We start from the raw sequence: 19,935 nt of genomic DNA on the forward strand, positions 1-19,935 counted from the left end.
AAACACGACTATACATCAATAGTCGTGTTTTCTTATCCTTTAGGACTTTACTTTATAATATAGATTTACGAATTGGCCAAAACGTTTCGTATCCGTTAAAGTTAAATGAATTTCTGGATTCTTTTCTTTAAATAACGGAATACCAGAACCCAATATATGAGGTGTAATCGTAACAACATATTCGTCAATTAAATTATTCTTAAAGAACTCTCTCAGTAGACTCCCTCCACCGACCATCCATATTTTAGATCCTTCTTGTGCTTTTAACCTTTTTGTAAATTCCACTATATCTTCATTTACAAACTCCACGTTTCCGTTTGAACCTTTTTCTGAACGAGAAAAAACATAGCATTTTTTATCTAAGTACGGGAATGTTTCCGTATGCTCTACTACATAATCGTACGTTCTTTTTCCCATAATTATTGTATCAATCGTTTCATACATTTCTGTATAACCGTTATCTCCCTCTCCTTCGGTTTCCATTAACCACTGTAAATCATCATCTTCTTTCGCAATATATCCATCCAAACTAGCTGCAATAAATAAAACTATTTCACGTGACATATCTTTTCCTCCTTGCATCTCATCTTGATAACATATGATGTAAACAATATACTAACAATAAAACATGACAATTTATGTCATGTTAAAAAGAAAAAAGGTGATACATTTGTCAAAAGCTAAACGCTTATTAGATATTCTTATATTTGCTTCTGCGAAAAAAACATTTACAGCGCAAGAAATAGCTGATGAATTTAATATTTCCGTTCGTACTGTCCATAGATACATTTTAGATTTAAGTGATATGGGGTTACCTATTTATGCTGAACAAGGTCGTAACGGAGGATATAAAGTATTAACGAATAGAGTCATTCCGCCTATTTTATTTACCGAAGAAGAAGCCGTATCCATCTTTTTTGCTTTTCAATCTTTAAGCTACTACCGAGACTTGCCTTTTAATACAGAAATCAATTCTGTTACTCATAAACTGTATAGCTCTCTCCAAAACGATGCGAAAGCGAAAGTTGATAAAATCCGCTCTTATATCGCCTTTTGGAATCCTAAGAGAACAATTGATACACCACTTTTAAAAGAAGTGTTAACAGCGGCTATTGAAAATAAAAATTTACACTTTCAATACGAATCTAAATCAGGGATAAAAACAAAACACGTTCAACCTATCGGTGTATATGCTCACGATGGTTTATGGTATTTGCCATCCTATGACTTTAGTAGAAAAAAAGTATTACTGTATCGCGTTGATCGTATTCTTTCTATATTATCAACAGAAGAAAATGAAGATACGTTCATGAATTTAGAAGAATGGTTTACCTCTAGCTCTAACGTAGTACACAGTCCTACGCAGTTACATGTTTTACTGACAACAGAAGGCTTACGCCAATGTAAAAGCGTTCCTTACCTTGAGGAGTTCGTTGTAATAAATGCAAACGGGACAGGATATATAAACTTAACAATTGATAAAGGCGAAATTAATTTTATTACGCCTCTATTTTATCGGCTTGGAAAAGATGCACAAGTTTTAGAACCGAAAGAATTAATAGATGGTTTACGTATACGCGCGAAAGAGATTTTAAATATGTATGAAGACTAAAAAGCGTAAGAAAATTCTTCTTACGCCTTTTCGGTATGCAGTATTTGCTCTATCACTTCTTTTAACAATGTCTTTGTTTCTTCAAAGTCATGATTCTGCTTTTCTTCCGGTTGTACGGTATAAAATTCAGCAAACGAGCGCTCTTTATATCTCGGTACAACATGCATGTGATAATGCGTTAACTCATTAAAAATTCCACCATTTTGACAAATTGTAATTCCATCTGGTTTATACAGTAATTTAATAGCCTTTGAAATAAGCTTAGAAGCATCCATAATCGCTTTTGCTACACAATCATCTAATTCCTCTACTTCTACAACATGCTGCTTTGGCACGATTAAAGTATGCCCTGTATAGAAAGGCGCATGATCTAAAAAACAAGTTACATAATCATCTTCATACACTTTATATATAATTTCTTCTGCATTTGCTAGTTTACACCCTAAACATTCCATCATGGTTCCTCCTCTTTCAAAAACAAAAAAACGTGAGCGCCCTATTCTCACGTTTTTCTGTTTCACCTTACCCCGCATTAACGGGCAGTAAAACTCCTACCTCAAAATTTTGCTATAAAGCAATGAAGTTAGGTAGGAGATCAACTGCCCGTAAAAGCCCGATTGGTGAAGGCTAATAATCAGTGGGGATAAACACCCCCACTGATTAAAGTTTCACTTTACTAATTCAATTGTTTCTGTAACTTTTATACTATCCTTTACAGATTGAACAATTGTGCAATTTTTCACCGCAAGTTGCAGCGCCTTGTCTAATTGCTCTTCTGTAATGTTTTGTGCTTTAATTTTATAGTGCAAATGAACACTTTCAACCGGTTTTGATAGAGCTTCACTTCTACCAATTTCAGTTTCAATTGTAAACGTATCGTATGTAATACGTTTCTTTTCTAAAATCGTTCGAAAGACAATTGCACTACATCCTGCGATAGAAGAGATTAGTAATTGTAACGGTGAATATCCATTTTCTTTTCCAATCACTAATTGACCATACGATAAATCTGCTTCTATATCATCGTGTTTGATTGTTAGTTTCATTTGTTTTTTCCATCTCCACTTTCATCGGTTTCTTCCGTTTCTTACTCATATAATAATATATGTAGCAGAAAATGATAAATGGAATACCACAATATAACGCCATTCTTTGTTCTGGAATAAACGCTAAACTAATAACAACGATACTATTTGTAATTAAAGCTAAAATTGGAACAAGCGGGTATAGTGGTGTTCTATACTTTAAGTCCTCTAATTTTCCTCCGCCTTTTAAATACTGACTTCTAAAGCGAAGTTGCGATAAAGCAATAATGATCCAACTTGAAACAGCAGATAAACCAGCTATAGATAATAAGTACATATATACTGTATCTTCTGCAAGGAAGCTTGTTAATAAAGATAACGCCGCAACAGCAATCGTTACGACTAGCGCTGTAATTGGAATACCACGTTTATTTACCTTCTTGAAAGAAGTTGGTGCCATTCCTTCATTTGCAAGTGACCATAGTATACGCGTTGCTGCATATAATCCTGAGTTCGCTACAGATAATAAAGCAGTAATAATAACGAAGTTCATAATATCAGCTGCATATGGAATACCGATTTTATCAAATACAACTACGAATGGACTTTCAATTACTCCTGCTTCTTTCCAAGAAATTAATCCTACTAAAATTGTCATTGTTAAGATGAAGAATATCATAATACGCCATACTGTATTACGAATCGCGCGTGGAATTGTTTTTTCAGGATTCTGACTCTCTCCTGCTGCAATCCCGATTAACTCTGTTCCTTGGAAGGAAAAGTTAACTGTAATCATCGTAAGAAGCACTGCAGCTAGTCCATTTGGGAATAGCCCACCATCACTTACAAAGTTAGAGAAAAGAGGCGCTGCTTCTTTTCCATCGTATGGTAAAAATCCTAGTAATGCGCTACCACCAAGTAGAATGAATGCAATAATTGTAACTACTTTAATACTAGAGAACCAAAACTCTAATTCAGCATAACTCTTCGCTGATATTGCATTTGAAGCATATAAAATAACCCCGAATACGAGACACCATACCCAAACATCCACATTCGGAAACCATCTTTTCATCATTAAACCGATCGATGTTAATTCTAATCCTACTGTTACTGCCCATCCAATCCAGTATAGCCAGCCGATCATAAACCCAGTTCCTGGTCCAATAAACTTCGTCGCATACTTTTGGAAAGATCCTGAAACTGGCATTGCTACCGTTAGCTCTCCAAGACAAAGCATTGTTAAATACATAATAAATCCGCCCACTAAATATGAAAGGATGGCTCCCCCTGGTCCAGCCTGATTAATGGTGTAACCTGAACCTAGAAAAAAACCAGTTCCGATTACCCCACCTAGTGCGATCATAAATAAATGTCTACTCTTCATCGTACGATGTAATTTCTCATTCGTTGTTTGCTGCATCTTAATCCTCCCCTACAAGTACCCCTATATCTTGTTAAAATTTTCTGATAATAAAAATATACACGAAAGCGGTTACAATTTCTATATAAAATTAAAACTTTTCTGATAAAATAATATAAAAATCCAATTATTAAGAGTTCATGATGCTAATTTGAGGTAAAAAAGGATTTATAAGGAAAAACTCTTACATTTATTGTAAGAGTTAACGTATTTCTAATCTTCTAGATAAAATTGATAAACCGTAATTTACAACGAAATACATACAAGCTGCTAGTATAAATGTTGGAATCATATAATTTACGTTCTGTCCGCTAATAATTTGAGCATTATGCATAAGCTCTGGCAATGATATAACAACCGCTAATGACGTATCCTTTAACAATGAAATAAATTGACTAACAAGCGGAGGAACCATTCTTCTAAGTGCTTGCGGTAAAATAATGTGCCAAAGCGTCTGGACATATGTTAATCCTGAAGAGCGCGCCGCTTCAATTTGTCCTCTTTCGATAGATAATAAGCCACTTCTAACAATTTCAGATATCATCGCTGCTTCAAATATCGTTAAAGCAACAATTGCGGCTGTTATAATTTCTAACTTCAAACCTGCCTCTGGAAGTGCAAAATACGTAAAAAATATAATTAAAAGAAGTGGTAAATTCCGAATAACTTCAACGATAAAGCCTAGTATTTGTGAGATGACGGGTATTTTTGCATAGCGCAACGTTCCTATTACACTACCGAGAATAAAACTAAGTACAATCGCTACAAGAGCGACTTCTAGCGTGATAAGCAACCCTTTTAATAAAAAGAGTATATGATCTCCTATAATAGCACCTTGAAAATCCATCTACACCCCCTCCTTTGCCAAGCGTCTTTCCAAATAACGCACCAGCATACTTAGCGGAATTGTTAATACTAAATAAAACATCCCCACAAATATATATACATCAAACGTAACAAACGTCTTCGTTGAAATTAAATCTCCTTGATACATTAAATCCGTTCCAGCAATAATTCCGAGTATTGAAGAGTTTTTTACTAAATTGAGAAATTGATTTCCTAGAGGAGGAATTACGATTTTCATCGCTTGAGGTAAGACGATATAATACATCGCTTGCGTATAAGTTAATCCTGAAGAACGTGCTGCTTCCATTTGACCTTTCGCAACTGATAAAATACCAGCACGAATTACTTCCGCAATAAAAGCCGCTGTATAAACTGTAAGCGCAACTGTCCCTGCTACAAAACCGTTGAAAGTAATTCCTATTACCGGCAACGCAAAATAAAAAATGAATGCAATTAATACGAGTGGAATATTTCGAACAAACTCTACATAAACAGATCCCATCCAATTTAAAATACGAATAGGTGCAATACGCATTACCGCCAAAATTACTCCTAAAATAAAACTTCCTATTAATGCAACTACACTAGACATCACCGTATATTTAAATCCTTCTAAATACATATCAATGTTATTCGTTAATATAGAAAAATCAGGCACATATTCTCCCCTCTTTCTTTACAAGAAGAGGATGAGCATCCCTCATCCTCTCATTCTTATTATTTATTCCAATTAGTGTCACTTTATTTTTCTTGTTTTTGACCGATCCATTTTTCATATAATTTATCGTATTCTCCATTAGCTTTCATATCTTTTAATAAACTATTAATCTCTTTTGTTAAATCCTCTGCACCTTTTTGTACGGCAATTCCGTACGGTTCATCCGTGAAAATTTTCCCTACAACTTCATAATTAGAATCTTGTTTTGCCATTCCATAAAGAATTGCATTATCTGTCGTTAAAACATCACCTTTTCCTGCTTTTAACGCTGTAAACGCCTCACTGTAATTTTCAAATTCTAATACAGTCGATTCTGGTGATTTTTGACGTATATTATTTGTAGACGTTGAACCTTTTACAGCTAACACTTTCACACCTTTTTTCACATCATCAATACTTTTAATATCGCTCCCTTTTTTCACAAGTAACGATTGCCCCGCTTTAAAGTATACATCTGAAAAATCCACTTCTTTTTTACGCTCTTCCGTAATTGTCATTGTCGCGATAATTGCATCAATATCACCATTTTTCAGCATCGGAATACGCGTTTTAGACGTTACTTCTTTCAGCTCCATTTTCTTTTCATCACCAAGAATTTTTTTCGCAAGAGCCTTCGCAATATCAACATCGAATCCTTCTACCTGTCCTGTTGAAGGATTCTTTAGCCCAAATAAATTCGTATCATTCTTCACCCCAACTACTAATTTCCCGCGCTTCTTAATTTGCTCAACAGCTCCGCCTTGCTTCGTATTCGTTTCTTTCGCCTCTTCTTTTTTACCCCCGCATCCAGCAACAATAAGTACGAATAAACATGAGAATACGATTAGGGTAAACAACTTTTTCATCTTAAACATGAAATTCCTCCTTTAATGATTTAATACCCGGCTTAAAAATAGACGTGCTCTTTCTTGTTCAGGATTTGCAAAAAATTGTGCTGGTGTTGTATCTTCGATAATTTGACCGTCATCCATAAATAAAACCCTATCTGCTACCTCACGTGCAAATCCCATCTCATGTGTGACAACAACCATCGTCATTCCTTCTTTAGCCAACGCTTTCATAACATCAAGCACTTCTCCGATCATCTCTGGATCAAGGGCAGACGTTGGCTCATCAAACAACATAATTTTTGGCTGCATTGCAAGCCCTCTTGCAATCGCTACCCTTTGCTGTTGTCCACCGGATAATTGATGCGGATATACTCCAGCTTTCTCAGGAATCCCTACTTTTTCTAAATAAAACATCGCTGTTTTCTCAGCTTCCTCTTTCGAAACTTTATTTACTTTCATTGGTGCTAATGTAATATTTTGAAGCACTGTTTTATGTGGGTATAAATAAAAGTGTTGAAAGACCATCCCAATATTTCGGCGTAATTCATTCATATCCGTTTTCTTATTGTGTACCTCTGTATTTTGTACAATTAATTCTCCGTCTGTAATTGTCTCTAATTGATTTATACACCGAAGCAATGTACTTTTTCCTGATCCTGAAGGCCCGACAACTACTACCACTTCACCCTTTTTCACTTGCACATTAATATTTTTCAAAACTTGGAAGTTACCATAATATTTATTTACATTACGAAACTCTATCAACATACTCCCCCCTTCCCCTAAACAAAGCATGTACATTCTTTTTATATTCAAAAATAGGCAAAAAAATAACTTTCAGCTTCATTTTGTCCATAAAAAAGAGCAAAGGGATTTCCCTTTGCTCTTTCATTTCTATTCTCTTAAGATACTTCTTCTTTCTTGTCTTTCCCGTATTCATGCTCCCAGAAATCAGCATTTTTAATTCCTAATTTCTGCGGATCGAATACTGGATCTTTTCCTTCTTTTTTCTGCTTTTCATAATCCTTTAATGCAATCAATGCCGGTTTTTGTAATAATAAAATCGCAATAATGTTAACCCATGCCATAATTCCTACACCAATATCTCCTAAAGCCCATGCTGTTGCTGCTGTTTTTACACAACCGTAGAATACAACTCCTAAGAATACAAACTTTAGTACGATAGACATCCAAGGACGGTCTTTATCACGATTTAAGTAAGCTATATTCGTTTCTGCAATGTAGTAATAAGCCATAATTGTTGTAAATGCGAAGAATAGTAGAGAGATTGCCACGAAACCGTTTCCAAATCCAGGGAAAACAGATTCTACTGCTGCCTGTGTATAACCAGGACCTGGCTGTGCACCATTTAATTTATTGACGATAAAGTTTTTTCCGCTTGCATCAAATACGTTATACATGCCTGTAATAATCATCATAAATGCTGTTGCTGAACAAACAAATAATGTATCAATGTAAACGGAAAATGCTTGTACTAATCCTTGTTTAGCTGGATGCGATACTTCAGCTGCTGCTGCTGCATGGGCCCCAGTTCCTTGCCCTGCTTCGTTTGAATAAATACCACGTTTTACACCCCAAGAAATTGCTAAACCGATAATCCCGCCAAAAGCCGCTTCTAATGCAAATGCACTTTTTAAAATTAACATGAAAGCGTCTGGTAATTTTTCAATATTCATAGCTACAATTATACAAGCTACTAAAATATAGCCAAGCGCCATAAACGGTACTACAACTTGCGCTACGTTAACAATTCGCTTAACTCCACCAAAAATAATAAGTGCTAATGCCGCTACTAATACCGCTCCCGATACAGAAGTATTAATGCCAAAAGCTGTTTCCAAACTTACAGCAATACTATTCGCCTGAACACCCGGTAACAGCATTCCCGTCGCAAGAATTGTTGCTGCAACGAACACTAATGCGTACCATTTAACACCTAGTCCTTTTTCAATGTAATAAGCAGGTCCACCGCGGAATTGCCCTTGATGCTTCGTCTTATATATTTGTGCAAGCGTCGATTCTACATATGCAGAACCAGCTCCTAAAAAGGCTACCGCCCACATCCAAAATACAGCCCCTGGACCACCAAAGGCAACAGCCGTTGCAACACCGGCAATATTTCCCGTTCCAACGCGCCCTGATAACGAAAGTGCTAACGCTTGGAATGAAGAAACACCCGCATCAGACTTTTCCCCTTGAAATGTAAGCTTCACCATTTCTCCTACATGTCTTACTTGTAAAAACCTCGTTCGAATGGAAAAATATAAGCCTACTCCTAAACATAAATAGACAAGTGCGGGACTCCAAACAATATTATTTATCCAACTTACGATAGCTTCCAACTTTCCCCCTCCTCCTTTATAAAGAATATTCAGAATATATATAAAATTATAAGTGTATACCGAATCTATAACAATATTATTTTAATAAAGTAAACATATTTTTGTATAAAAAAACAAAGTATACATTTATTTTGTATACTTTGTCTCGATCTGGATGTATTATATATTCACAATTGCTTCCTTCTTTATAATTCTTTCATAGAGTTGTTCTGCTAATTCTCGAAAATGATCTGGCATATCTTTCCCTTTAAACTTCTTTTGAAGCGTACCGTATAAACCAATATCACGTAGACGTAAAAATAACGGTAACGATTCATACCAACTATCCGCCAGTCTGTGCTCATATTCATAACCCTTTCTTAGCACCTGCAACTGTTTACGAGCAAATTCTGTCTTCTCCTCCACTGTCCATGGTGTAAAAAGAACAGAGTAATAAAGAACCATTGCCAAATCATGTATAAAGTAATTATAAGCTGCATCATCAAAATCAAAGATTGTTAGCTCTTTGCCGTCATAATGAAAGTTACCTGGATGAATATCACCATGCATAAGACCGAATGTCTCTCTTTCAATTGGAAGAGCCTTTATTTCATCCATTAATACAGTAGCAATCTCTTTCACTTTCTCGTCTTCTAATTCATTAACAATACTACTTTCATCCTCTTCCCACGTATCACGGTAGTTTGTTTTAGGGTAATTCATTGTGAGGCGGTGCAATTGTCCAATCGCTTTTCCCCACGATTCAAAGTAAGCATCTCCCCAATAAGGCGATTCTTCGCCTTTTACTTGCTCACCTTTTGCATATGTAAATAAAGACGCAAAAAAGAAAGTACCATCTTCCGCTCCAATTTCTTCTACAAGATTTTGAGATATTGAATTACGAGGTCCCGCCACTTTCGCCCCATGCTCTGCAATATACCGTAAAAAATCTAGTTCGGCCTCTACCTCTTTTTTAGACCGATGAGAAGAATGGGTTAAGCGTAATACGTAATCTTCATTATTTTTACCCTTCGCCTTAAAAATATAATTTTCAAAATCACCAAGTGGCTTTTCTTCCAACGTTACATGATATGCCTTTGCTGCTCTTGCTAAAATCTCTTTTGTAAAAACACGTTCTACAGCTATTTCCATATGTATCCCTCCTATATCTCTTCTTAATTCGACATAAATGTGAGAAGTACTGCTATGAAGTTAAATAGTGCATGGGCAATCATAGCCGATAAAATAGAATTTGTTTTCTCATATAACCATGCAAATGCTACTCCGCTTAAAAAATTCACCGGTAATGTGTTATATGTTGGAATATGAACAACGGTAAATATTATGGAACTTATAAGTACGCCGCCCCATATGCCATATCTCTCACGAAAAAACGTATAAAAAGCACCTCTATATAAAATCTCTTCATAGATTGGTGATATAACCGCCGCTCCAATTACCGCGATACAGAACGAATATATTGATTTATCCTTTTGGACCGTCTCCGTTTTACTATTTTCAAAAGAAATCCCCAGTTTCTCCATTATCATTAATACTCCAATACTAACTACAATCAAAGAAATAACCGCTACAAATGTCCACAATAAATCTTTCCATGAAAGCTTCCGAATTCCAATATCTTTCCACGACAGTTTATATCTTTTTATGCAAAAAAGATAAACTACAAACGTAAATATCACTGCCATTATAAGTCCCATTAATACTCCAGCATATAATGAGTTCCCTATTAATTTTAAAGCATACTCAAAAAAAAGAGATTCAACTGTTACTGGAACAATAATGAATACAAACATAAATAAATATAAGATTTCTTTCCATCCCCACATATACCTCAAAGTCATCTATACCATCCCCTATATCCTATTTTCTTTAGTATAAAAGATGACGTAACGTAACTTTCAAGCTAATTTCTTAAAAAGAATACAAGCATAATTTTTTCATAAAAAACAAAAATTAACAGTGATAGTTTAATCCTAAAAGGGGTGGACAATGTGACAGAACAAAACAATAACCAACAGACGAATAAAACGAAGCCTATGTTTCCATCACTTGCGGAAAATATTAATTACATTGAAAACAAGCTCTCTCATTCCGATGATATAAAAAAATTAGATGTTCCTTTTCAAAATGGAAAAGGAACAATCTTATATATCGAATCTTTAACAGACCCCAATTTAATTCACCAATTAGCTCTTGAACCACTATTAACTCGATTTGATTTGTCTATGGAAGAAAAAAAATTGGAATAAAGATTATGCAAAAGTGAAGTTCAAACCAGAAGTAGAAGTAGATATTTTATATAGCGGTGTCTTAAAATAAAACAGTTGTATGCCTCGCGGGCATACAACTGTTTTATTTTGTGTATCGATATACAATTGATTCATAAGGTCTTAAGTTAAGATTTGTAATATCCTTGCTTGAATCTTTATAATTTGACAATAATACTTCTTGTTTCATCCCATCTAATTGAACATTACCTGGTACAGAATATGTTATTTCTTCTCCATAGAAGTTATTTATAACAAGTAATACTTCATTATTTACAGTACGTGTATACGCCCAAATCTTAGGATGATTTTCATCTAAAACATCATATTTTCCGTCTGTAATTATATCGTATTTTTTTCTAAGTTCAATTAACTTTTTATAATGATAAAATACAGATTCATTATCTTCTAATGCCTTCTCTACGTTTATCTCTTTAAAATTTTCAGCTACAGAGATCCAAGGCGTACTTGTTGTAAAACCGCTGTTCGCCTCTTCATTCCACTGCATCGGAGTACGGGAGTTGTCACGAGATTTTTGTTTTAAAATTCCTATAATCTCTTCTTTAGATAAGCCTTCTTCTTGTTTTATATCATATATATTTAACGATTCCACATCACGATATTGTTCGATAGACTCAAAATTAGGATTCGTCATACCGATTTCTTCGCCTTGATAAATGTAAGGTGTGCCTTGCAACATATGCATAGCCGTTGCTAACATTTTTGCAGATTCATTTCGGTACTTTCCATCATTACCAAAGCGTGACACAATGCGAGGCTGGTCATGATTACACCAGAATAATGCATTCCATCCCCCGCCCTTTTGCATTTCAATTTGCCAATTAGACATAATCTCTTTTAATTTAATAAAATCAAACTCAGCCTTCTTCCACTTATCACCATTTGGATAATCTACTTTTAAATGATGGAAACTAAACGTCATACTTAGTTCATTGCGCCCAGGGTTTGAATATTTAATACAATTATCAATTGTCGTAGATGACATTTCTCCAACTGTAATTACATCTTTCCCTTCAAACACATTTCGGTTCATCTCTTGTAAATATTCATGAACACGCGGACCATCTGTATAATATTTACGGCCATCACTTGTCGCCGTACTTCCGTCATCATTTAAGAACTGTTGATCTTTTGAAATTAAATTAATAACATCTAATCGGAATCCAGTTACCCCTTTCTCAAGCCAAAAGCGCATCATATCATATACTTCTTCACGAAGCTTTTCATTTTCCCAATTTAAATCAGCTTGTGTCTCATCAAATAGATGTAAATAATATTGCTTAGTCTGCTCATCATACTTCCAAGCAGACCCACCAAACTTAGACTGCCAATTATTCTTTTCATCACGCCAAATATAGTAATTACGATACGGACTATTTTTATCTTCTTTTGCTTCTTTAAACCACTTATGCTTCGTCGAACTATGGTTTACAACGATATCGAGCATAATTTCAATGTCACGTGCTTTCGCTTCTTCTAAAAGCTCTTCAAACTCTTCCATCGTTCCGTAAGATGGATCAATACTGTAATAATCACTTACATCGTACCCATTATCATTTTGTGGTGATTCGTATATCGGTGTTAACCAAATATAATCTACTCCAAGTTCTTTTAAATAATCTAGTTTCTCTGTAACCCCTTTTATATCACCGGTTTCTTTATTGTAATAACTATTAAAGCTCTTCGGATAAATTTGATAGACTACACTTTTATGCCAATCCTTCATGCTTAACTTCCTCCTACTTCTGTTTAACTCTTTTTGCAAATAACCATGTTAACGTAAATGGGATTACAATTGCGATAATCATTCCTACAACAAACATTGGAATCGATTTCGGAATGATAGAAATAAATGCTGGCAATCCGCCAATTCCGATAGCAGGTGCTAATACACCATTTAATGTAATGAATATCGCTGCCACAGCAGATCCTATAATCGCTGCATAGAACGGGAATTTATTTCGTAAATTCACACCAAACATCGCTGGCTCTGTAATACCGAAGTACGCTGAAATTGCTGATGTCGATGCCATACTTTTATCATTTTGATTTTTAGAAATCCAGAACATTGCTAGTGCCGCACTACCTTGTGCAATGTTAGAAAGAGCAATCATCGGCCAAATGAATGTACCGCCGTGTTGTGCAATTAATTGTAAGTCAATGGCAATAAACATATGATGCATACCTGTAATTACGAGCGGTGCATATAATGCTCCAAATAATACTGCTCCAACTACTGGTACTGTTTCATATACACCTACTAATCCAGCTGTTAATAAATCTCCAATATGACGTGTAACTGGACCGATAATTCCCAATGCTAACACACCTGTCACAACGATTGTTGTAATTGGTACAACTAATAATTGAATCGCATTTGGTACATGTTTCTTTAAAAAGATTTCCACTTTACTTAAGACAAATGCCGCTACTAAAACCGGTAGGATTTGACCTTGATATCCTACCTTTTCAATTTGAAATAATCCTAAAATATCGAAGTACTCAATCTTTTGTCCCTCTAAACCAGTCGCTGCTTTTCCATAATCCCACGCGTTTAATAAGGCCGGATGCACAAGCATTAATCCCATAACAATCCCGAGTATCGGACTACCACCAAAACGCTTCGTTGCTGACCAACCGACAAGTGCTGGTAAGAATACGAACGCTGTATTGGCCATCATATTAATTAACTCCCAAAGCCCTCCTAAGTTCGGATAAACATCTAATAAATTTTTACCATCAAAAAATAAGTCCTTTGCCCCTAATAAATTGTTAATCCCCATCAGTAAACCAGCTGTTACAATCGCTGGTAATATCGGCATAAATACATCTGAAAATACTTTTACAAATTTTTGAGCTGGATTTAACTTTTGGTTTCCAGAATCTTTTACGTCAGCTACTGTCGATTCCTCCATACCTGCAAGCGTTATCAATTCAGCGTAAACACGATCTACGTCCCCTGGACCGATTACAATTTGAAATACCCCAGCGTTATGAAACGCTCCTTTCACTAATGAAACAGACTGCAATTTATCATTATCTATTTTACTTTCATCTTTTAAAGCGATACGGAGCCTCGTTACACAGTGCGCAGCTTGTTCAATATTGTCTTTCCCACCAATGTACTGCAACACTTCTTCTGCTGTCTTACGATAGTCTTTCCCCATATTCCCGTCCCTCTTTTCTGTTTTTGATACCGTTTACACTTACATATTAACTCGTATATATAAGTTAGTCAACACTCGTATATACGAGTTGGTAATTTTTTTATAAAGTGAAACTTTAATCAGCCCTCACTAATCGGGCGTTTACGGGCAGCAGGGCTTCCACCTAACTTCTTGGCGCCTGCCGAATTTTGAGGGGGGATTTTTACTGCCCGCAAATAGCGGGATAAATAAAGAGATGGAACGATTATTTCGCTCCATCTCTTTATTTTCTTCGCGCCACATCCGAAAAGTGAAAAATATCTAAACGGTGACGTGATTCCGTATATTCGAACTGACTCCCATCGTATAAATGAGTAAAGTTTTTTACAACGACAACATAGTCTGTTCCATTTAAGTCTAAATACTTTCGGTCATCATCTGTACATGGTTGTACTTCAATTACCCTCTGTGAATAGCTAATATGTAGCTCTAATTCTTTCTCAATGTATTTATAAATCGATGCAGTTGCAATTTCTCTCGTTAATCCTGGAATATATTCCGATACAAAATGGTTTATATCTAAAATTACTTTTTCTCCATCAATATTTCGTACACGCTTAATATGATCTATTTCCGTTTTTTCTTTCACGTTTAATAACTTGGCTACCTCTTTTGTCGCTTTTACTTTCTCCATTTCCACGACTTCTGTAATACAATGACGTCCTAAACGCTCATTTTCTTCTTGAAAACTTACTATGCCGCCAAAATTAAACTCAATGTTTTTTCGCTTTAAAACAAAAACACCTTTTCCATGTATTTTTTGAACATATCCACGCTCTTGCAATAAATCTACCGCTTTTCTTACAGTGCCTCGGCTTGCTTCATACTGCCTCATTAATTCAGTTTCTGATGGGATTTTGCATCCCTCTTTTAATTGTTTATTATCAATAGACTTACTGATTTCTGTATAAATTTGTTCATACTTACTCATCATCTACAATAGCCCCTTGTCACCTTCTAATTCTATATGTATTATACCACGCTACACTCTGCTGCCAATCTCTCACTTATTTTCCAGTACAAGAAAAATATAGGTAAATATTTAACCAATGATACGTATTTTTATAAAAAAATTTATATTTTTCTTTTCATTCAAAAAAACATGTAGTATACTAACTTCAAAATCAGAGGAGAAAGGGAGCAAAGAACTATGCTTACTTATACAACAATTGTAGTTACATTTGCACAAAAACATCATCATCATACTTAACCCTTGAAACCTAGCGGAAAAATTACGCGTAGGTACAAGGGTTATTCCCATTGTACCTACGCTTTGGCAAAGAGCCATGTAGGTATTTTTTATCTACATGGCTCTTTTTTTATTGCCAAAAAGCTAGTAAAAAATGATGTTTAAGCAAAACTTACTACAAAGGAGTTAACAAAAATGGAAACGAAAAAATGGGGATTATGGATTTTAACAGCTTTTGTTATCGGAAATATGGTTGGCGGTGGCGTATTTATGCTCCCAGCAAACTTAGCACACGTATCAGGTCCAATGGGTTCTACACTTGCATGGAGTATTACAGGTTTTGGTGTATTTATGATTGCACTCGTATTTGGAAATTTAGCAATTCGAAAACCAGAATTAAAAGCCGGACCACAAAGTTATGCCCAAGCAATGTTTACATCCAAAAAGGCAGGTAAAGTTGCAGGGTATAGTATGGCTTGGGGATATTGGGCTGCTAACTGGGCTGCTACAGCATCTGTTATTATTTCCTTTGCTGGATACTTATCAACATTCTTTCCAGTTTTACAAAGTAAGCAAATTCTCTTTTCAACAAACGGATTTTCACTAGAACTTGGAAAAGGGTTAACTTTCCTCGTATGTAGCCTTATGTTATGGGGAATTCAATATATTCTTTCTCAAAATATTGATCGCGCTGGTAATATGAATCTTCTTGCAACAATCGCAAAAATCATCGGATTTACAATGTTTATTGTAATCACATTATTCATTTTCAATGCCTCTAATTTCGGAGACGGACAAACATTTATGAATGAATCTGGACAAGCCATTTCATTAGGGGGACAAATAAATTCAGCTGCTATTGCAACACTTTGGGCGTTCATCGGTATTGAGTCAGCAGTTATGCTTTCTAATCGTGCAAAATCTCAGCGTGATGTTAAAAAAGCAACGATTTTCGGATTAATTATTGCTCTTCTTATTTACATGGCAATTACTCTACTAACAATGGGCGCTCTTCCGCAAGATGTTTTAAAAGAGTCTCAAAAGCCATTAGTAGATGCATTAAATTTAGCAATTGGTACTAAAGGTGCTTATATAATGGCCTTACTTGCACTCGTATCTTTATTCGGTTCTACTGTAGGATGGATCGTTGTTAGCTCAGAAGTACCTTACCAAGCAGCAAAAAATGGGCTTTTCCCTAAGTTTTTCGGAAAAACAAATAAAAAAGGAAGCCCTTCAAAATCATTATTTATTACAAATGTAATGACACAAATTTTCTTATTTTCAACGATTTCTGGTACTGTTTCCGAAGCATATAATTTCGCTATTGTTGTAGCGACATTAGCATATTTAATCCCATACCTTGTTTCTACCTTGTATCAATTAAAATTAGTTATTACGGGGGAAACGTATGATATAATGCCTGGATCTCGAATAAAAGATGGTATCATTACTGCACTAGCATTTTTATATTCCATTTGGGTTATTAAAACAGGAACTGCTGATTTAAAAACGTTCTTCTTAGGAATTGGGTTGTTTGTATTAGGCCTTATTCTTTATCCAATTTTAATGAAAGATTCACAAAAAAAATAAAAAAAGAGAAGCTTTCCGCTTCTCCTTTTTTTATTAAAAGTCAGTTATTAGCTTTTCTTTTAGTTTACCTACATCTAACGGTTTTGCATAATAAAAACCTTGTACAAAGTCACAGCCCATTGATTGTAATAAACTTTCTTGTTCTACCGTTTCTACCCCTTCAGCAACCACTAATAAATTTAAACTATGGGCAATTTCAATAACCGATTTTACAATCGTTCGCTCAGGTTGCGCATGATCATAATGAAACTCACGAATAAAATTACGATCAATTTTTACAATATCAAGTGGGAGTTTTTTTAAATAATATAATGAGGAATACCCTGTTCCGAAATCGTCTAAAGCAATTAAAATCCCCATACTTCTTAATTCTTGTAATGTAGCAATAATATAATCAAAATGACGTACAGCTATACTTTCTGTTATTTCTAATATTAAACGACTTGGTGGAAATCCTGTTCGCTTCAATATACTACGAACAGATAAAATAAATCTCTTTTGCATCAATTGTTGTATTGATAAATTAACAGATAACTTCAGTCCCTCTTGATACTCTGGTAAAGTTTTAAACAGTCGACATGACTTTTCTAGTACCCAGTCTCCTAGTTTTATAATAAGTCCACACTCTTCAGCTACAGGTATAAATTCACTTGGTGAAATAGGACCTTCTTCTGTATTACAACGTACTAAAGCCTCAATACCAGTACATTTCATTGTTTTCAAATCAATAATGGGCTGTAATGCCACTTTTAATTCTTCATCACGAATTGCTTTTTGCAAAGCAAATTCTATTTTCATTCTACGGTTTATTTTCGCACGTAATTCATCTGTAAAGAAGCACGCCGCATTTCTTCCTTGCTCTTTCGCACTATACATGGCTAAATCCGAATTTTTCAATAACGTTTCCACGTCTTTTCCATCTTGCGGATAGGAACAAAGTCCTAGACTAGCTGAAATATATATTTCATGACCTTCAAGCATAAATGGCGCTTGAAAGCATGACAACACGGATGTCGCTAACTGCCCCATCCCATCATGTGTATGAGTTTTTGTTAACAGCACAAATTCGTCGCCACCCAGCCTAGCCAGAACATCTTCCTCTCCTAGCACATAATGCAACCGTGAAGCAACTTCGCTTAAAAGTAAATCTCCTATCATATGACCTAACGTATCATTCACTAATTTAAAACGGTCTAAATCAAAGTAAATCATGCCAAACTCTATTTTCTCTGCAATCATCTTATTTACAGTCGTAATTAACTGTAAACGGTTTGGTAAACTTGTTAACGTATCATGATAAGCAAGTTCCCTATAACGACTTTCGCTTAATCGTAATCTTTGTTCTGCTTCTTTCCTACTACTTATATCATTTCGAATTGCAATAAATTGATAAGGTTCTCCCTTTTCATTTAAAAATGGAACAATTGTTGTTTTAACCCAATAATACGTACCATCTTTTGCTTGATTTCGAATTTCCCCCGTCCAAACTTTCCCACTCAAAATACGCTTCCATAAAATTTGAAAAAATGCTTTCGGATGATATCCAGAATTTAAAATACGGTGATCTTTTCCTATTAACTCTTCTCTTTTATATTTTGAGATTTTACAAAATTTATCATTCACATATGTAATACGACCATTTCGATCTGTAATAGCAACAATTGAAGACTCATCTAATGCTAATTTTAAATCTCGCAATGAAGAGTCATATAATGCATGACCTCTTTGTTCTAGCATGCGCACCTCTCCTTGCTTCCTATCTGACTAAAACACAACTTGTTTCTCTTCATAGAAATAGAGATATTTCATCTTCTAACAATATGCCTTTACATAAATCACAAATTTTTTCTAAATAGACCAATTAAAATAACATAATATTATTTATAAAAAAAGCAATACGGTGCTATTTTAATGATAGTAGAAGCTTCTCATCTCTCTGTTTATCTAAATTTATTATACCGTATTCTCTTATATTCTTTTAATTTTTAAAGTAACAATTTCATCAATATTAGCCTCTAATCCCTATTAATATAGCCTCACACCTAATCTCCTTTATTTCATGAAATGTTAAGATGTAAATCCAACTGCCAATACATAATAAAATAGAGATTAAATTACAAAATGCAACTATTCACGAATAATAATATAAAGTGAAACTTTAATCAGTGGGGGCTTTGTTCATCATCCACTGATTATTGGCCTTCACCAATTGGGCGTTTACGGGAAGCAGGGCTTCCACCTAACTTCTTTGTTCCATCTGAATTTTGAAGTGGGAGTTTTACTGCCCACAAATAGCGGGATAAAATCAAGATTTACATTTAATACACTGAATTACAATAATAAAATATTAACATATTTCCACCTTAATTTTGGAAGTATTTTATAAATATAGTATTAAACTAAAAAAGAGGATATCCTCTTTTTAGTTTAATACTGATATGGTATTTGCTGATAACCTGGGTATGGCACTGGATATGGTGCTGGATATGTTACTGGGTACGGTGCTGGGTAGTAGCCTCCACCTGCTGCACCCGTTAATGCGCCAGCTGTAAGTCCACCTAACACGCCTCCAGCAAAACTTCCCGGGAAAAATCCACCGCCCCATGAGCCGCCACCCCAGCCACCACCGTGATGATGATGATGATGATCATAATAATCGTGTCCTCCATGGTGATTATGTCCGCCATTATGATGGTGCCCTCCATGATTATGACGATAATACAATCCGTTATTTTCTATATAATTCATTATTCCCCTCTCCTTTCCATTTTCTCACCTTAATAGGTATTGTATGAATAGTACGGACTTTGTTGGTAACCTATATAATAAGAAAAATCCGCGTAAT

The 19,935-nt window shown here is 35.1% G+C and carries 17 protein-coding genes and 2 pseudogenes; 3 read left to right on the top strand and 16 right to left on the bottom strand.

What is annotated here, in order from left to right; genetic code table 11:
- Nucleotides 1–39: 39 nt before the first annotated feature.
- The gene (locus tag BAQ49_RS00475) at nt 40–564 is read right to left on the bottom strand and encodes a dihydrofolate reductase family protein (protein WP_071743768.1); all 525 of its coding nucleotides are present in this window, start codon (nt 562–564) and stop codon (nt 40–42) included.
- Nucleotides 565–628: 64 nt separating this feature from the next.
- On the opposite strand from BAQ49_RS00475, the gene BAQ49_RS00480 reads away from it, so the two are divergent.
- Entirely contained in the window at nt 629–1,612 is a 984-nt protein-coding gene (locus BAQ49_RS00480; protein ID WP_208610838.1) for a helix-turn-helix transcriptional regulator, read from the top strand.
- A gap of 20 nt (nt 1,613–1,632) precedes the next feature.
- Here BAQ49_RS00480 and BAQ49_RS00485 read toward each other — a convergent pair whose 3' ends face one another.
- The 10 genes and pseudogenes from BAQ49_RS00485 to BAQ49_RS00535 form a co-directional block, all read right to left on the bottom strand.
- On the bottom strand, nt 1,633–2,067 hold the full coding sequence (locus BAQ49_RS00485; RefSeq protein WP_071743770.1) for an HIT family protein: 435 nt from the start codon (nt 2,065–2,067) through the stop codon (nt 1,633–1,635).
- Between the two features lie 213 nt (nt 2,068–2,280).
- Nucleotides 2,281–2,658 carry an OsmC family protein gene (locus BAQ49_RS00490; protein ID WP_071743771.1) on the bottom strand — a complete coding sequence of 126 codons (378 nt, stop codon included), beginning with the start codon at nt 2,656–2,658 and terminating at the stop codon, nt 2,281–2,283.
- Nucleotides 2,633–4,060, bottom strand: coding sequence for an amino acid permease (locus BAQ49_RS00495; RefSeq protein WP_071743772.1), 1,428 nt, complete (start codon nt 4,058–4,060; stop codon nt 2,633–2,635). Before BAQ49_RS00495 ends, BAQ49_RS00490 begins: the two co-directional genes overlap by 26 nt.
- A gap of 202 nt (nt 4,061–4,262) precedes the next feature.
- Nucleotides 4,263–4,907, bottom strand: a complete 645-nt coding sequence (locus BAQ49_RS00500) for an amino acid ABC transporter permease (protein WP_071743773.1) — start codon at nt 4,905–4,907, stop codon at nt 4,263–4,265.
- Entirely contained in the window at nt 4,908–5,564 is a 657-nt protein-coding gene (locus tag BAQ49_RS00505; protein ID WP_071743774.1) for an amino acid ABC transporter permease, read from the bottom strand.
- A gap of 83 nt (nt 5,565–5,647) precedes the next feature.
- The gene (gene glnH / locus BAQ49_RS00510) at nt 5,648–6,478 is read right to left on the bottom strand and encodes a glutamine ABC transporter substrate-binding protein GlnH (RefSeq protein WP_071743775.1); all 831 of its coding nucleotides are present in this window, start codon (nt 6,476–6,478) and stop codon (nt 5,648–5,650) included.
- Between the two features lie 12 nt (nt 6,479–6,490).
- Nucleotides 6,491–7,412, bottom strand: a pseudogene (locus tag BAQ49_RS00515) (amino acid ABC transporter ATP-binding protein).
- Complete coding sequence (locus tag BAQ49_RS00525) at nt 7,357–8,817, bottom strand: alanine/glycine:cation symporter family protein (protein ID WP_071743778.1); 1,461 nt, start codon at nt 8,815–8,817, stop codon at nt 7,357–7,359. The pseudogene BAQ49_RS00515 and the gene BAQ49_RS00525 overlap by 56 nt, the downstream one beginning before the upstream one ends.
- A gap of 159 nt (nt 8,818–8,976) precedes the next feature.
- Nucleotides 8,977–9,948 (bottom strand): phosphotransferase enzyme family protein, encoded by a 972-nt coding sequence (locus BAQ49_RS00530; RefSeq protein ID WP_071743779.1) that lies wholly within the window; start codon nt 9,946–9,948, stop codon nt 8,977–8,979.
- 23 nt (nt 9,949–9,971) lie between these two features.
- A complete protein-coding gene (locus tag BAQ49_RS00535) occupies nt 9,972–10,658 on the bottom strand; it encodes a CPBP family intramembrane glutamic endopeptidase (RefSeq protein WP_071743780.1) in 687 nt (228 codons plus the stop codon).
- A 195-nt stretch (nt 10,659–10,853) separates the two neighbouring features.
- Here BAQ49_RS00535 and BAQ49_RS00540 point away from each other — a divergent pair.
- Nucleotides 10,854–11,051: pseudogene (locus BAQ49_RS00540) on the top strand (hypothetical protein); the annotation flags it as partial.
- 118 nt (nt 11,052–11,169) lie between these two features.
- On the opposite strand, the gene treC reads toward BAQ49_RS00540, so the two are convergent.
- The 3 genes from treC to treR form a co-directional block, all read right to left on the bottom strand.
- Nucleotides 11,170–12,831 (bottom strand): alpha,alpha-phosphotrehalase, encoded by a 1,662-nt coding sequence (gene treC / locus BAQ49_RS00545; protein WP_071743782.1) that lies wholly within the window; start codon nt 12,829–12,831, stop codon nt 11,170–11,172.
- 13 nt (nt 12,832–12,844) lie between these two features.
- Nucleotides 12,845–14,272 (bottom strand): PTS system trehalose-specific EIIBC component, encoded by a 1,428-nt coding sequence (treP, locus tag BAQ49_RS00550; RefSeq protein WP_071743783.1) that lies wholly within the window; start codon nt 14,270–14,272, stop codon nt 12,845–12,847.
- Nucleotides 14,273–14,534: 262 nt separating this feature from the next.
- Nucleotides 14,535–15,245, bottom strand: a complete 711-nt coding sequence (gene treR / locus BAQ49_RS00555; protein WP_071743784.1) for a trehalose operon repressor — start codon at nt 15,243–15,245, stop codon at nt 14,535–14,537.
- Between the two features lie 450 nt (nt 15,246–15,695).
- Here treR and BAQ49_RS00560 point away from each other — a divergent pair, with 450 nt between their 5' ends.
- Nucleotides 15,696–17,090: an amino acid permease gene (locus tag BAQ49_RS00560; RefSeq protein WP_071743785.1), complete on the top strand. Its 1,395-nt coding sequence runs from the start codon at nt 15,696–15,698 to the stop codon at nt 17,088–17,090.
- A 33-nt stretch (nt 17,091–17,123) separates the two neighbouring features.
- Here the strand turns inward: BAQ49_RS00560 and BAQ49_RS00565 are convergent, their stop codons facing one another.
- Nucleotides 17,124–18,827, bottom strand: a complete 1,704-nt coding sequence (locus tag BAQ49_RS00565; RefSeq protein ID WP_071743786.1) for a putative bifunctional diguanylate cyclase/phosphodiesterase — start codon at nt 18,825–18,827, stop codon at nt 17,124–17,126.
- Between the two features lie 690 nt (nt 18,828–19,517).
- A complete protein-coding gene (locus BAQ49_RS00570) occupies nt 19,518–19,838 on the bottom strand; it encodes a cobalt transporter (protein WP_071743787.1) in 321 nt (106 codons plus the stop codon).
- Between the last annotated feature and the right edge of the window lie 97 nt (nt 19,839–19,935).

The sequence above is a fragment of the Bacillus proteolyticus genome (assembly GCF_001884065.1).
GTDB classification, from domain to species: Bacteria; Bacillota; Bacilli; order Bacillales; family Bacillaceae_G; genus Bacillus_A; species Bacillus_A proteolyticus.

What these genes read in the sequence shown, in the direction of transcription:
- BAQ49_RS00570 (WP_071743787.1), bottom strand. Translation starts at nt 19,838, where the DNA reads ATGAATTATATAGAAAATAACGGATTGTATTATCGTCATAATCATGGA.
- BAQ49_RS00560 (WP_071743785.1), top strand. Translation starts at nt 15,696, where the DNA reads ATGGAAACGAAAAAATGGGGATTATGGATTTTAACAGCTTTTGTTATC.
- BAQ49_RS00530 (WP_071743779.1), bottom strand. Translation starts at nt 9,948, where the DNA reads ATGGAAATAGCTGTAGAACGTGTTTTTACAAAAGAGATTTTAGCAAGA.
- BAQ49_RS00485 (WP_071743770.1), bottom strand. Translation starts at nt 2,067, where the DNA reads ATGGAATGTTTAGGGTGTAAACTAGCAAATGCAGAAGAAATTATATAT.
- treR (WP_071743784.1), bottom strand. Translation starts at nt 15,245, where the DNA reads ATGATGAGTAAGTATGAACAAATTTATACAGAAATCAGTAAGTCTATT.
- treP (WP_071743783.1), bottom strand. Translation starts at nt 14,272, where the DNA reads ATGGGGAAAGACTATCGTAAGACAGCAGAAGAAGTGTTGCAGTACATT.
- BAQ49_RS00565 (WP_071743786.1), bottom strand. Translation starts at nt 18,827, where the DNA reads ATGCTAGAACAAAGAGGTCATGCATTATATGACTCTTCATTGCGAGAT.
- BAQ49_RS00500 (WP_071743773.1), bottom strand. Translation starts at nt 4,907, where the DNA reads ATGGATTTTCAAGGTGCTATTATAGGAGATCATATACTCTTTTTATTA.
- BAQ49_RS00475 (WP_071743768.1), bottom strand. Translation starts at nt 564, where the DNA reads ATGTCACGTGAAATAGTTTTATTTATTGCAGCTAGTTTGGATGGATAT.
- BAQ49_RS00490 (WP_071743771.1), bottom strand. Translation starts at nt 2,658, where the DNA reads ATGAAACTAACAATCAAACACGATGATATAGAAGCAGATTTATCGTAT.
- BAQ49_RS00495 (WP_071743772.1), bottom strand. Translation starts at nt 4,060, where the DNA reads ATGCAGCAAACAACGAATGAGAAATTACATCGTACGATGAAGAGTAGA.
- treC (WP_071743782.1), bottom strand. Translation starts at nt 12,831, where the DNA reads ATGAAGGATTGGCATAAAAGTGTAGTCTATCAAATTTATCCGAAGAGC.
- BAQ49_RS00535 (WP_071743780.1), bottom strand. Translation starts at nt 10,658, where the DNA reads ATGACTTTGAGGTATATGTGGGGATGGAAAGAAATCTTATATTTATTT.
- glnH (WP_071743775.1), bottom strand. Translation starts at nt 6,478, where the DNA reads ATGTTTAAGATGAAAAAGTTGTTTACCCTAATCGTATTCTCATGTTTA.
- BAQ49_RS00480 (WP_208610838.1), top strand. Translation starts at nt 629, where the DNA reads ATGACAATTTATGTCATGTTAAAAAGAAAAAAGGTGATACATTTGTCA.